Origin of the sequence: Microbacterium sp. Root322, from assembly GCF_001425645.1 — a bacterium.
GTDB classification, from domain to species: domain Bacteria; phylum Actinomycetota; class Actinomycetes; order Actinomycetales; family Microbacteriaceae; genus Microbacterium; species Microbacterium maritypicum.
Genome location: NZ_LMCS01000002.1, coordinates 1,494,939 through 1,508,570, shown reverse-complemented (window position 1 = coordinate 1,508,570; position 13,632 = coordinate 1,494,939). Strand labels below are relative to the sequence as shown.

Sequence of the window (13,632 nt, the reverse complement as noted above, 5' to 3'; positions counted from 1 at the left end):
GGCCGGGCCGCATCATCCGATCGATCCCCAGTCCCCAGTGCTTTCTCCGAGCGGGTCGCTCAGAAGTAGTCGCCCGCCGTGAAGTGGCGGATGCCGCGCAGCCGCGCCTCACGCCGCAGCGGACGGATCATCCCGGTGCGGTCGTCCTGCCGCACGGCCGCAGGGGCGAAGGCGCGGAGTGCGCGTTCCTCATCCTCGAGAGCGGGGACGGCGAGATCGCACGACGTCACCCCGGTGGATGCCCAGTCCGCGCCGATGGCGGAGAGCAGGTCATCGCGCGCAGCACCGCGCCCTGGGAGCACGGCGCTCTCCAGGAGCATGCCGATGTCGCCGCGGCGCTCGGCGATCGCATAGCCGACGAGCGCCGATCCGTCGACCCGGAGGTACAGGGTCGCGCCCCTCATACGCACCTCGGCCATCGCCCGGTCACGGTCGCCGCGCACCGGGGCCAGGACCACTCGACCCGCGCGCGAACGCTCGTAGACCTCCCGCAGTGGGCGGAGGCTCCCGAGCCCCACGGTCTCGCGCACGACCAGCCCCTCGGTCTCGGCCGACACGGGAGGGCTCCACGGCCCGACCAGGGTGCGCGGCATGGAGAAGGTCTCGAACCCGCTCGAGCGATACACCTCAGGGGTGCCGGTGAACAGCAGCGCCCAGTCGGCGTCGCGCCCGGCCTGCAACGTCGCGGTGACGAGCCTGCGGGCGAGGCCCTGTCCCCTGGAGCGCTCGGCGACCGCGACGCTGCCGATCGCCTGCACCTCGGCGATGCCGCCATCGGATTCGCGCAGCCGCTTGGGCAGACCGTAGATCGACCCGCACAGGCCCTCATCGTCTTCGGCCACGATCGTGTGGGCGAACCGTTCATCGTCGATGAGCCACTGGTCAGGCGTGAGCGCAGGGGCGAACGCGGTCGCCCACAGCGCGGTGAGCGCGGGCTCGTCCTCGACGCGCGCGGCCCGGATGCGCTGGTCGCTCATGCGTCGCCCCGCGCGATCTCGGCGGCACGGATGCTGTTCGCCACGACGCTCCGCGCCTCGTGCCAGGGCGCCACGGTCGCCCCCGCGGGCGCCGCATCGAGCAGCGCGCGGATCAGGCCGCGGAACCCGAGCTCGTCGTTCGCGTCCGCACCTCCCTCCGCACCGACATCGAGTGCTACCGAGCGGATGCCGGTGGTCGTCACCACGTCCACCCCGTAGGCGTCCACACCGGGCGCGCCGGTGATCAGCACCTGCACCGGCACCTCGCGCTCCGCACCGGGCATTCGCACCATGCCCTCGACGCCGGCGGCATCCTCGGACGCCGTGGCCGATCCGTGGCGCGAGCGCGTCCAGCCCGATCCCGAGACGAGAGCAGCACCAGGCAGCAGCACGTCGAGCATCTCCCAGGCGTGCACCCCCACCGTCACCGCCGTGCCTCCGCCGCTCTGTGGGTCGTCCTGCCATGCGCGCTCCGGCAGCTGGAAGGCTGCATTGTCGTGCTGGGCGTGCACACGGAGCGCGAGCACATCGTGAGCCGCGACCTCCTGGGCGAGAGCTCTGAGCGCAGGCGCGAAGCGGAGGACGGAACTCGTGCCGACGGGGACGGAGGATGCCACGAGCGCGCGGTCGACCTCGGTGAGCTGCGCAGCCGTCGCCGCCATCACCTTGTTCACGAAGACTGGAGCGGCGCCGCCGCCGAGCGCCTGCAGGAAAGGGCCGACCTCGTGCGGACGCGGCGTTGCGATGACGAGGTCGGGCCGGAGCGCCGCGAGCTCGCCGACCGAGGCCGCCGTGGCCCCGCCGAAGCGTGCCGCGAACGCGCTCGCCGCTGCCGCATCCGCATCGTGCACCCCGACGACCTCGGCGCCGAGCGCTCGGACGTTCGCGGCGTCGGTGTGCGGATGAGAGTGCGCGAGCCCGGCGAAGGCCACGCGCAGCGGCGTCCCGGTCATGCCATCGACGACAGCTGGTCGCGGGAGACGGTGTGTGCGAGCGGGTGTCCCGCGGCGAAGGCCTCGACCTCGTCGGCGACGATCCGCCCCTGACGCCGTCGTCCCTGACTCGTGCCGGCCGCCCGATGCGGGGTCACCAGCGCGCCGGGGAGCGTCCGGAACGGACTGTCCGCGGCGAACGGCTCCTCGTCGAACACATCGATCGCGGCGTTGAGCCTGCCGCGCTGCAGCTCCTCGATCAGCGCGGCCTCGTCGACCAGCCACGAGCGCGCGGTGTTCACGAGCCCCGCGCCGTCGCGCATCAGGGCGAGCTCGCGGCGACCGATGAGATGGTGGGTCTCGGGCAGCGTGGGAGCATGCACCGCGACGATCTGCGCGCGACCCAGCGCCTCGTCGAGCGGCACGAGCTCGGCTCCGAGAGCCGCCGCCGCGTCGGCATCGATCGTCGGGTCGACCAGCAGCGCTTCGGCCCCAAGTGCGCGGATCAGTTCGAGGTAGGCCCGCCCGGTGCGGGAGGCGCCGATCACGGCGATGGATGTGCCGAGGATCTCGCGCTGCACGCCCACGGCATCCGCGTCGTACCAGCCGTCGCCGGAGCGCAGGGCGTTGTGCATCTCGGGCACCCGGTGCAGCAGCGCGAGCGTGAACGTCAGCGACACCTCGGCCACCGGCCGCGCCATCCCCGCACCGGCCTGGGTGACCAGGATGCCGCGGTCGAACAGCTCGTCGGTCGCGAAGGGCTTGATCGTCGCACCGGTGTGCGCGATCAGTGCGAGCGCGGGCAGCGATGCCAGCACCGCGGCGTCGAACGGGCCGACGCCCCAGCTCGTGATGACGATGCGCGCCTCGGCGAGCTCCGCGTCCGCGAGGCGGTCGACACGCAGGAAGGTGCCCCCGAGACGAGCCGCGACCGCACGCAGGCGCTCCGCATCCTCGTCGGAGAAGAACTCTGTGAAGAGCTCTTCCGAGACGACCGCGACCACGGTCGGCACACTCCTCTGCGCGCTCATCTCAACCAGGCCTCGAGGTTCTCGGCGATGAAGGCGTCGTCGTTCAGGTCGGGGTAGGCGTGACGCACCCGCGCGATCTCCTCGGCCTGTCCCGGCGAGAGACCCTCCGCGGGGTCGAGGCACCAGACGCCGTCGAGCAGACCCTGCTGACGCAGCATCTCGTGCACGCCGGCGATCACGCCGTCGAAGTCGTTGCCGGGATCGAACACGGCCTGGTTGACGTCGACCATGTCGGAGGCGACGAGACCGAGCTCGCGGTAGGCCTGCGCATCGCCGGCCATCGCCCGCTGCGCGCGTTCGAGGAGAGCGACGGCGGCGCGTGTGCCGACCGCCCACTGGCCGAGCAGCCCGCCGACGAAGCGCAGCGTGCGCGCACCCGAGGGCGACTCCACGTGGAACTCGGAGAGCAGGTCGGCCACGATCGCATCGTCGTTCCCGGTGTAGAGCGCGATCTCGTCGGCGCGGCCCGAGGCCGCGACGCCGCGCACCAGCTCGAGCGTGCGGTAGCGGTCGAAGGGGGCGGCCTTGACCGCGACCACGGCCGGGATCGAGGCGAACTCGCGCCAGAAGTCGCGGTCGAGCACGGGGCCGCCGATCGCGGTCTGCAGGTAGAAGCCGACCACCGGCAGCACGTCGCCCACGGCCCGGGCGCGCTCCAGCAGGGCGCGCTCGTCGGCGCCGGCCACGCGAGGGCTCACCAGTACGGCGTCGTAGCCCAGGTCACGGGCGAGCTCGGCCTCGGCGACCGCCTGAGCCGTGCCGCCGGCGACACCGGCGATGCGTACGACATCGGCGCTCGCCCGCGCGTCCAGCTCTTCCGCGGCGAGCGCGAGCACGGGCTCGAACAGGGCGTGCTCCGGATCGCGGATCTCGAACTGGGTGGTGTGCACTCCCACGGCGATGCCCCCGGCACCGGCGTCGAGGTAGTAGCGGGTGAGGGCGCGCTGACGGCGTTCGTCGATGCGCCGATCGGCGGTGAGCGCGAGCGGATGCGCCGGGATCACGGCGCCGCGGGCGAGGGTCGCCGCAGCCTCCGGTCGCAGGGTGGGAACCGCCATCAGAACTTCCCGTCCCGCACGGCCCACTTGGTCGGCTTGGCGATCATCGGAAGGCCCTTCTCGATCCAGTCCGCCTGCAACCCGATCAGCGTCTCGGCCGAGACGGACGGGTAGCCGAACAGGGCCATGCAGCGCCGGGCATCGCTGAGCAGCGCGGTGGGCTGGGGCTCGTCGACGATCGTGACCTCGCGGTCGAACAGGGTGCCGAATCGACGGGCGATCGACTCCACGCTCAGCAGCTCGGGGCCGGTGAGGTTGATCGCGAACGGAGCGGTCGAGGCGTGCACGAGGCTGCGCAGCACGACCTCGTTCGCATACCCCTGCCAGATCACGTTGACGTTGGCCGTCGCGACCGACACGGGCTGGCCCGCATGCACGGCGCTGCCGATGTCGGCGAGCACCCCGTAGCGCAGGTCGACGGCGTAGTTCAGGCGGATGATCGCGACCTTCGTACCGCGCTCCTGGGCGCCGAACTCGAAGACCCGCTCGCGCCCGAGGCACGACTGCGCGTACTCGCCGATCGGTGCGGGCTGCACCTCTTCGGATGCTCCGCCGGAGGACGCGGGCAGGAACGGGTAGACGTTGCCCGTCGAGAGCACCGAGATGGCACTGTCGCGGTAGCGGCGCGCCACCCGGTCGGGCAGGGCGGCGTTGACCTCCCACGCCCACGAGGCGTTGGTCGCGGCTCCGAACTTCGCCCCGACCATGAACACCACGTTGGGGGCGTCCGGCAGCGATGCGAAGTCGTCGTTCTCGATCAGGTCGAATGGGACGACCTTCACCCCCGCGGTCTCCAGACGCTCGCGGATCGCCGCGTCACCGAAGCGGGAGACGGCGTAGACCGCGTCGCCCTGGCGCCCGGCGGCATCCATCCCGCGGCGCGCGAGCATGGCCAGCGTCGGGCCCATCTTGCCCCCGGCGCCGAGGATCACGAGGTCGCCCGCACCCCGTGCGAGGTCGTCGATCAGGCCGGCGCTCGGAGTGGCGAGTGCCTCCTCGAGTTCCGCCTCGGAAGTGAACTGGTGCTGAGTCATGTGGTGCTTTCCCTTCTTCTCAGCCCTTGATGCCCGTACCGGCCACGCCCTCCTGCACGTACCGCTGAGCGATGAGGTACGCGAGGAAGATGGGCAGCAGCGCCACGACGGATCCGGCGAGCATGGTGCTCAGCGGGACGTTCTGCTGCTGCAGCGACGAGATGCCGACGGTGAGTGTGAACATCGCGTTGGACTTCGCGATGATGAGCGGCCACAGGAAGTCGTTCCAGTGCCACAGGAAGACGAAGATGCCCAGCGTCGCCAGGATCGGCTTGCACAGCGGGAGCACGATCCGCAGGAAGATGCGGAACTCCCCCGCGCCGTCGATGCGGGCGGCCTCGAACAGCTCATCCGGCAGTCCCTGGATGAACTGCCGCATCAGGAACACGGCCTGCGCGTTCGCGAGCGACGGCAGGATCAGACCCCAGTACGTGTCGACGCCGCCGAGGTTGGCCATGAGGATGAACGTCGGGATGAGGGTGACGTGGAACGGCACCATGACCATCGCCAGGAACGACCAGAACATCACCTCCTTGCCGCGGAAGCGCTTCTTCGCGAAGGCGTAGCCGGCGAGCGCCGAGAGGAACAGTACGGCGACGACCGAGACGAGGGAGTAGATGAGGGTGTTGCCGAGCCAGCCGAGGATGTTCTGTCCCGCGAGCACCTGCTCGTAGGCCTCGAACGAGATGTCCTGGAAGGGCAGCAGGGAACCCGGGAGCTCGACGACCATGCCGGGCTTCAGGCTCAGCACGACCATCGCGTAGAACGGGAAGAAGCTGAGGATGCCGGCCAGGCTCAGCCAGATCCACCGGCCGACGATTCCCCATCCGGTGGGCTGGAGCGCACGGTAGGCGCGACGCTGCTTCGTCGACATCTTCGGCGGCGTCGCCGGCGCCTGGGTCGGAGGCTGCAACAGAGCGGTCATTTCTGCTTTCCGATCACCAGGCGCTGGATGAGCGCGACGACGAGGGTCATGATGAACAGGGCCACACCGATCGCGGCCGCGTAGCCGTAGTCGAAGTAGCGGAAGCCCTGGTCGTAGAGCATGTACACGAGCGAGTAGCTGGCGTTCGCCGGTCCGCCCTGGGTCATCACGTAGATGACGTCGAACACCTGGAAGGCGGCGGTCGTCTCGATCACCGCGAGGAAGAAGAAGGTCGGACGCAGCACCGGGAGGATGATGTACCGGAAGCGCTGCCAGGCGTTGGCGCCGTCGACCAGCGCCGCCTCCTCGAGCTCGCGGGGAACGTCCTGCAGCGCGGCGATGAGGATCATCATCCCGTAGCCGAAGCGTGACCAGACACCGACGACGACGATCGCGGGGATCACGAGCACGGTGCTGCCGAGCCAGGATCCGCCGAGCCCCAGCGGTGCCATCAGCGCCGACCAAGGACCGTTCGCGGAGAAGATCCAGACGAAGATCGACCCGGCCAGCACGAGAGAGGTGATGACGGGGAGGAAGAAGATCGAGCGGAAGAAGCGCGCGCCCCGGAAGGCACGGCGCACGCCCAGTGCCATCACGGTGGACAGCACGAGCGCGATCGGCACGGCGCACACCGTGTAGATGAGGGTGGTGCCCATCGCCCGCCAGAACAGCGGATCGGCGATCATGCGCTGGAAGTGGTCGAGACCACGCCACGAGATCTCACCCGTGATGTCGTAGTCGAAGAAGCTCAGGGCCACGCCGGCGATGCTCGGGCCGAAGCGGAAGGCGATGAAAAGGAGGAAGGCGGGGAGCACGAACAGGAAAGCGATCCGCGCCTCTCGTCGTGCGAGCACCCGGGTGACCCGCCCTGCGGGCCTCTTCGCCGTGGTTGCCGTCGTCATCAGTGATACCTCACGTGGGGGGAGTGAAGGGGTGCGGGGGCATGCGGAGTTCGGGCTCCGCATGCCCCCGATCGTGTTACTTCTTGATCAGCGGTGCCGCGGCTGTCGCGGCATCCTTCAGCGCAGCCTCCGGGGTCTTGTCCCCGAGGAGGGCTGCCTGGATCTCCGGCGCGAGCACGCCCATGAGCGCGCGGGACGAGGCGTTGAGCTCGCCCACCGTGGTGTCGGGGACGTACTTCTCGACCTCGCCGAGCAGCGGGTCGTCCGCGTACAGCGGGGCGGTGGTGCTGAGCGCCGAGAAGTAGCCGGCCGCCTTGAGGTACGGCTCGACCACGTCGGCGCCGGTGGCGTACTCGACGAACTTCGCCGCAGCGTCCTGCGCCTTGGAGCCCTTGAGCACCGAGAGCGATCCGACCGTGCCGTAGGCCACGGACTCCTTCTCGGTCAGCGGCGCCATCACCTTGACGTTCTCCTCGCCCCAGAAGGGCACGACCTCGTTGACCGCGTTGTTCCACGTGCACGCGACCTTGCCCTGGGCGACGGCGGTCTGCTCGAGCGGGACGTTGGTGGTGAGCGCCTCGGGGTCGAGAGCGCCCGCCTCGGCCAGGTCGGTGAGGAAGGTGAGCGCCTGCACGCCCTCCTTGCTGTCGAACCCGACGTCGCCGTCCTTCGTGTAGACCTCGCCACCGGCCTGCCACAGCAGCGGGTAGTACGTGAGGTTGAGGGTGTTCTCCGCGGATGCCGGGTAGTTCAGGGCGTACATGCCCTTCTCCGTGAAGGCGGGGGCCATCGCGGTGACGTCGTCCCAGGTCTCGGGGTACTCGGTGACGCCCGCGGCCTCGAACGCGGCGGCGTTGCAGATGAGGGGCTGGGCGCTGGTGAGGATCGGAGCCCCGAGGATGTCTCCGTCGAGCGTGACCGACTTCTTCACGTTCGGCAGCAGATCATCCTGGCGCTCGGTGCTCAACAGATCATTGAGCGGGGCGATCGACTTCTGGTACGCCGCGAGCTGGTCGGGGATGAGGTAGACGACGTCGGGGCCCTTGCCGGCCGCGATCGCGGTCTGGAGAGCCTCGTCGCGGTTCGCCCACGGGAAGATCTCGTACTTCACGTTGATGTTCTCGTTCTGCTTCTCGAAGTCGGCGATCGTCGAGTCCCAGAAGTCCTTGTGCACCGCCTCGTCGGCGATGACCGGGTAGAGCCAGACCGTGATGTCCTGCTCACCCTCTGCGGCGTTGCCTCCGCCGGCCGAACATCCGGCCAACAGGGTGGCGGCCGCGAATCCCGCGACGACGCCGGTGATCTTGCTGACGCGCATGGTGCTCCTTTGCTTATACCGTGCTGAGTACGGTTCATTATGACACTGCAATGGGATAATTCGTCAAGTACAAGTTCTCAGACCCGTGTTTCAGCCGTGTTTCCCGTTCGAGAACATCAAAGCTTGATCTGAGAATTGGGTGTGCTAATTTGATCGCACCCGACGACGGAGAAGAAGGAAGGACCGCACATGGCCGTGACCAGTCCGCTCTCGATCGTTGCGCGATCCGCTCTGCAGCTGCGCGATGTCGGGCCCGCGACCGTGAACGACCTGTCTCGTTCGCTCGAGATCTCGCGCACCTCGGTCGAAAACGCCGTGACCGTCCTGGCCGAGTCCGGGCTGATCGTCGACGCTCCCGCTCAGAACGGCGGCGGCGCCGGACGCCCCGCCCGCCGCTACTCCTTCCACGGCGCCGCTGGCACCGTGGTGGGGGTCGACATCGGGGTCGCGAGCGTGCGCGTGGTGCTCGCCGACCTGTCCGGACTCGTGATCGCGCAGCGCAGCTACTCCGGTGTGGCCGCGCAGCCCGACGGCGCCTCCAAGCTCGCCGCTGTGATCGACGATGTGCGCCGCACCCTCTCCGCCGTCTCCATCCCCGCCTCGAAGGTGCGCGCGGTCGGCGTCTCGCTCCCCGGCATCGTCGATGATGCGGGGCGCGTGACCACCTCCGTCGTCATCCCCGAATGGTCGGGCATCGACATCGGCTCACAGCTGCGGCAGACCTTCGGCTGTCCGGTCGCCGTCGACAACGGCGTGCGCCTCGCAGCTGTCGCGGAACACCACCTCGGTGTCGCGCAGCTGGTCGACGACGTGATCTACCTCTCGGTCGGCAACCGCATCGCGATGGGACTGATCCTCGGCGGACGTCCGCGGCGCGGCATCCACAACGCCGCCGGCGACATCGGCCGGCTCGCCTTCCGGGGGCTGAACACCGAGACGGGTCAGATCTCGTGGCGCACGGCGCCGACCGCAGCCGAGGTGTTCGCGAAAGCCCGCGGGGGCGATGAGGCCGCCCAGCGGGAGCTCGACGGCTTCATCGACGAACTCGCCCACGGGATCGCCACCCTGACCATGACGGTCGACCCGGCCATGATCGTGATCGGCGGCGGACTGTCCGCAGCGCACGAGCAGCTGCTCGACCCGCTTCGGGCCGCCCTGCCCGGCCACCTCGGCCTGCCGTTCCAGGTGCCGATCGCCGAAGCGCGACTGGGCGCCGAGGCCGCCGCGCACGGAGCGGTCGTGCACGCGTTCCAGCGCCACGCCGCCGAGATCTACGGCATCGAGGACATGCCGGCCCCGCCGATCACCCCGCTGCCGATCGAGGCGGCCGGCACCGACGACACCACCGTCGAGAACACCGAGGAGAAGCAGTGAGCACGTTGAAGGTCGGACTCGTCGGCGCCGGGGGAATCTCCCGCGTGCACGCCGACGCCTGGCGGGCGCTCGGCGCCGAGGGGTACGTCACCTCTCTCGTGGGAGCCGAGGCGATCGCCGAGGAGTACGGATTCGAGCTGGTCCCCGATGTCGACACGCTCATCGGTCTGGTCGACATCGTCGACATCGTGACCCCGAGCAGCACCCACGCCGACTTCGCGCAGCGGGCCATCGCGCGCGGACTCGACGTGATCTGCGAGAAGCCGCTCGCGGCGACCGCCGAGGCCGCTGCGACCATCGCCCGCGCCGCAGAAGAGGCCGGTGTGCGGCTCTTCCCTGCCCACGTCGTGCGATACATGGGCGAGTACGCCCAGATCAAGGCGGGCATCGACGCCGGTCGCATCGGCACGCTCGCCGTGCAGCGGTTCAGCCGCGCAGGTTCCGCCCCGCAGACCCCGTGGTTCTTCTCGGAGAGCGCCGGTGGCGGCGTGATCCGCGACCTGATGATCCACGACATCGACCAGGCGGTCTGGTTCGCCGGTCCCGTCGCGACGGTCTATGCGGTGCAGAGCCCGCCGACGGTCGATGACCGCGTGCCCGCCCCCGTGACCTCGCATGTCGTGCTGACGCACCGCAACGGCGTGATCAGCCACATCCACGGCAGTTGGGTCGCGCCGGGCATGCCCTTCCGCACGAGCGTCGAGGTCGCAGGTTCCGAGGGACGCCTGCGCTACGACAGCGCCGAGGACAACGCGCTGCGCACCGACGCCGTGCTCCCCGAGGGTGACACCGACTATCTGCCGCCGATGTCTCCGCAGGAGAGTCCGTACTACGCCGAGATCGCCGACTTCGTCGCCGCTGTGCGCGAGGGCCGTGACGCGAGGGTCAGCCCCGCCGACGGCATCGAGGCCGTGGCCGTGGCCGAGGCCGCGTACGCCTCGATCGCCGTCGGAGCCCCGATCACCCTGCCCGAACGCTCCGCCGCCGACGCCGAGGAGGCCGCCCGATGAACACTCCCGTCCCGCTGCGGATCGCCGTGCTCTCGTTCGCGCACACGCACTCGCTCAGCTACGTGCACGCGCTGAAAGCGATGCCGGGCGTCGAGCTGGTCGCCGCCGATCCCGACGGCGCCGCGGCTGCCGACGACGCGCTCCGGGGCGCGGCCCTGGCCGCCGAGCTCGGCGTCGCGTACGTCGACACCTACGACGAGGCCTTCGCCTGGAAGCCCGACGCCGTGGTGATCGCCGCCGAGAACTCCCGCCACCGCGCCCTCGTCGAGCGCGCGGCCGCTGCCGGGGTGCACGTGCTGTGCGAGAAGCCGCTGGCCACCACGGTCGAGGATGCCGCCGCGATGCAGGAGGCCTGCGAGCGTGCCGGCGTGATCCTCATGGTCGCCTACCCTGTGCGCTTCGCGCCGAGCGTGCGCGACGCGATCACCGAGCTGCGCAGCGGTCGCCTCGGGAAGGTCCTCGGCGTCACCGGCATCAACAACGGGAAGCTCCCGCAGGACCGCGCCTGGTTCACCGATCCGGAACTGGCCGGAGGCGGCGCGCTCGTCGACCATGTCGTGCACTGCGCCGACCTGCTCGACGAGCTCCTGGGCGAGCGGGCCCAGTCGGTGCGCGCCGTGTCGAACAGCATCCTGCACGCCGAGCGCGAGCTCGAGGTCGAGACCGGCGGACTCGTCTCGATCCGGTACCCGAGCGGCGTCATCGCCACGATCGACTGCTCCTGGAGCTGGCCGATGAGCTCGGCCACCTGGGGAGGGCTGACCCTCCAGGTCGTCGCCGAGCGCGGCACCGTCACCGTCAGCCCCTTCGCCAAGGGCGTCGCCGGGCATGATGCGCACGGCGAGACCTGGAGCCCGGTGGGCGCCGACCTCGACGCGCTGCTGCTCGACGAGNCGTCACCGTCAGCCCCTTCGCCAAGGGCGTCGCCGGGCATGATGCGCACGGCGAGACCTGGAGCCCGGTGGGCGCCGACCTCGACGCGCTGCTGCTCGACGAGTTCGTGCACGCCGTGCGCGAGGGCCGGCAGCCGCAGCCCGACGCCGGCGTGGGCATCCGCACGGTCGAGATCGCCACGGCCGCCCAGGCCTCTGCGGCTCGCGGCGGCGAGGTCGTCACGCTCGCCTAAGTGTAGACAGATCGATTGCCTGAGGCGCCCCACAAATCTCAAGGAATCTGAGATCAAGACTCGTCTTCCAGATCTCACCGAGGGAAAGAAGAAGGTCCGTCGCGATCGCGGCGAATGAGTCCTTCAGCGGTGGATGGATTCAGTTTCGCGAACTGTCAGGATGAGTCAGTCGGCCGCTGCAATTCGGAGACCACAGCGAAGCACCAGAAGGTCACGACGATCGCGGCGAGAACAGCTATGCCCGCAACGACCCATGGGCTTGAGGAGATCGCCTCGTCCGTCAGCAGAAGGACGATCAACGCCGCCTCGGCCAGGGCTAGAACACCCAGGACGACGCGGGACAATCCCCTCGACTGGCCAGGACGCGGCATCAGCCCAATGGTTGACACAAGCAGGACGACAACCAAGATCACAGCCGTCATATGAGCCCCTCGAACGCCTTGTGGGTCCAGGGGAGCCGCCTCGCTCCACCTGGACCCACGCTACCAACTAGTTGGGAACGCAGAAGTACCCGTTCCTCACGATAGATGGGGCGAAAGGCAAAACGCCAGTGACCCAGGTGTGGCCAAAGTAGACACCCCGATTGTTCCAGTTGCAGGCGTTGATCGCAGCTGCACCGAAAGCAAGCAGCGCCCCAGCGAGAGCAATGACGTTCGTGGTCAACGTGCCAACCGCGGGGATGAGCGCAGTGATCCGGCTCGCCAAGAGAGCCGCGCTAGACCCGCCCAGAAGCAGCTTGGTGATCTGGCTGACCACCGTGTTGCTTGCGTACACATTCCATCCCCACCAGAACGTCGGGTCGGCGACAACCGGATAGCTGGTCCCGGGCCCATGCTCCACGTACTGGATCAGTTCGTTGCCAACGACTTCGTACCGAGTCTCGATCTCCGAACCATCTGCATCAGCCGCCCACGGAGCTCCCACATAGCCCACTTCAGCCGTGAAGGACACTTCATTGCCTTCTTCGTCAAGCCCGGTTGCCGTCCTTGACAGCGTGGCGGACCCATCTTCATTAAGGGTGATATCCAGATCCTCAGGCAGCTCGTAGGCGAAGGAAGTAGGTGCACTCGGCCCGTCGATAACTGTGCTCAGCCGAAGACCACCCTCAAGTGTCTGGACGACCGCTTGCACGCCGTCCCCATCAGCTACCACACTCCCGTCATCTGCAACCTCAGTTGCGGCCCCCTGAACAGGCTCCGGGAGACCAACGCTGATCCCAGTCAGGGCTCCCGCCCAATGCCCCGTTGGGGAAACATCAATGGGCATATCGACTGTACGCGGCACGGTGATCTGCGCTGCTTCAGAATCAGCGACAAACACTCCGTCACGAGCCTCGGGCGCAATAATCTCAGCATCTTCGGCGAGGGGGTGATTCTCCACCGCCGCGGCAACGGACTGAGCCGCATCCCCCGCTAAGTCGTCCTCGGCGGCAATAGCGGGAGTTCCCGCCAATACCAGAGAGACGGTTGTCAGCGCTACCAGAGCAACCTTGATCTTCTTCATCTCACATCCATTCAGTTCTAGCCGGCCGCTGCGCAGACAGCGCAACATCAAGACGGTGCAGCAAAAGTACCGACCACCGCAGGCCTACCGCTGTAGGCTTTTTGGGGGACAAGCTCATGGCCACCGGCCGGTTCGACGAAGGTCCATCAAACGTGCACAAAGGTCGCCATAGAGGTGTCGGGCCGCGCGACGGCAGATTTCCGGTGACAGTTACGACGCCGCCCTCGCTGCGTCGAGACTCCCTGCGCTCACGCGTTGACCTTCCGGTCCGCTTCGCACGTCCTTCCTCGCAGCCGTCGGCGGCGTCATCCGCCCACTGACGAATCCGCCCACGGTGCTCCCTGCCGCCGTGCCCCTGCGAGAACGGAGCCGCATCATGGCGCTCATCGACAACGGCGTGTACGTCCACGGACGTCGCGTGGAGACCCCCAAGAACCTGGAC

At 68.9% G+C, this 13,632-nt stretch carries 12 protein-coding genes and 1 pseudogene; 3 read left to right on the top strand and 10 right to left on the bottom strand.

Annotated elements, in window-relative coordinates; translation table 11 throughout:
• Positions 1–59: 59 nt before the first annotated feature.
• From ASC55_RS12155 to ASC55_RS12120, 8 genes are all read right to left on the bottom strand, one after another.
• Positions 60–977: a GNAT family N-acetyltransferase gene (locus ASC55_RS12155; RefSeq protein ID WP_055875780.1), complete on the bottom strand. Its 918-nt coding sequence runs from the start codon at positions 975–977 to the stop codon at positions 60–62.
• Entirely contained in the window at positions 974–1,930 is a 957-nt protein-coding gene (locus ASC55_RS12150; RefSeq protein ID WP_055875777.1) for a Gfo/Idh/MocA family oxidoreductase, read from the bottom strand. Before ASC55_RS12150 ends, ASC55_RS12155 begins: the two co-directional genes overlap by 4 nt.
• Positions 1,927–2,940: a hydroxyacid dehydrogenase gene (locus ASC55_RS12145; protein WP_055875769.1), complete on the bottom strand. Its 1,014-nt coding sequence runs from the start codon at positions 2,938–2,940 to the stop codon at positions 1,927–1,929. Before ASC55_RS12145 ends, ASC55_RS12150 begins: the two co-directional genes overlap by 4 nt.
• Positions 2,937–3,998 (bottom strand): dihydrodipicolinate synthase family protein, encoded by a 1,062-nt coding sequence (locus ASC55_RS12140; RefSeq protein ID WP_055875767.1) that lies wholly within the window; start codon positions 3,996–3,998, stop codon positions 2,937–2,939. Before ASC55_RS12140 ends, ASC55_RS12145 begins: the two co-directional genes overlap by 4 nt.
• The gene (locus tag ASC55_RS12135) at positions 3,998–5,032 is read right to left on the bottom strand and encodes an NAD-dependent epimerase/dehydratase family protein (protein WP_055875765.1); all 1,035 of its coding nucleotides are present in this window, start codon (positions 5,030–5,032) and stop codon (positions 3,998–4,000) included. Before ASC55_RS12135 ends, ASC55_RS12140 begins: the two co-directional genes overlap by 1 nt.
• 19 nt (positions 5,033–5,051) lie before the next feature.
• Positions 5,052–5,957: a carbohydrate ABC transporter permease gene (locus ASC55_RS12130; RefSeq protein WP_047523747.1), complete on the bottom strand. Its 906-nt coding sequence runs from the start codon at positions 5,955–5,957 to the stop codon at positions 5,052–5,054.
• On the bottom strand, positions 5,954–6,859 hold the full coding sequence (locus ASC55_RS12125) for a carbohydrate ABC transporter permease (RefSeq protein WP_047523748.1): 906 nt from the start codon (positions 6,857–6,859) through the stop codon (positions 5,954–5,956). The genes ASC55_RS12130 and ASC55_RS12125 overlap by 4 nt, the downstream gene beginning before the upstream one ends.
• Positions 6,860–6,935: 76 nt before the next feature.
• Complete coding sequence (locus tag ASC55_RS12120; protein WP_055875762.1) at positions 6,936–8,177, bottom strand: ABC transporter substrate-binding protein; 1,242 nt, start codon at positions 8,175–8,177, stop codon at positions 6,936–6,938.
• A gap of 189 nt (positions 8,178–8,366) precedes the next feature.
• On the opposite strand from ASC55_RS12120, the gene ASC55_RS12115 reads away from it, so the two are divergent.
• The 3 genes and pseudogenes from ASC55_RS12115 to ASC55_RS12105 form a co-directional block, all read left to right on the top strand.
• Positions 8,367–9,551: an ROK family transcriptional regulator gene (locus ASC55_RS12115; RefSeq protein WP_055875760.1), complete on the top strand. Its 1,185-nt coding sequence runs from the start codon at positions 8,367–8,369 to the stop codon at positions 9,549–9,551.
• Entirely contained in the window at positions 9,548–10,561 is a 1,014-nt protein-coding gene (locus ASC55_RS12110; RefSeq protein WP_055875758.1) for a Gfo/Idh/MocA family protein, read from the top strand. Before ASC55_RS12115 ends, ASC55_RS12110 begins: the two co-directional genes overlap by 4 nt.
• A pseudogene (locus tag ASC55_RS12105) lies at positions 10,558–11,454 on the top strand (Gfo/Idh/MocA family protein); the annotation flags it as partial. The gene ASC55_RS12110 and the pseudogene ASC55_RS12105, both read left to right, overlap by 4 nt.
• Before the next feature lie 388 nt (positions 11,455–11,842).
• Here ASC55_RS12105 and ASC55_RS12100 read toward each other — a convergent pair.
• Together ASC55_RS12100 and ASC55_RS12095 are read right to left on the bottom strand one after the other, a co-directional pair.
• Positions 11,843–12,109 carry a hypothetical protein gene (locus ASC55_RS12100; protein ID WP_055872001.1) on the bottom strand — a complete coding sequence of 89 codons (267 nt, stop codon included), beginning with the start codon at positions 12,107–12,109 and terminating at the stop codon, positions 11,843–11,845.
• A 67-nt stretch (positions 12,110–12,176) separates the two neighbouring features.
• The gene (locus ASC55_RS12095) at positions 12,177–13,190 is read right to left on the bottom strand and encodes a hypothetical protein (RefSeq protein WP_055875756.1); all 1,014 of its coding nucleotides are present in this window, start codon (positions 13,188–13,190) and stop codon (positions 12,177–12,179) included.
• Positions 13,191–13,632 lie beyond the last annotated feature (442 nt).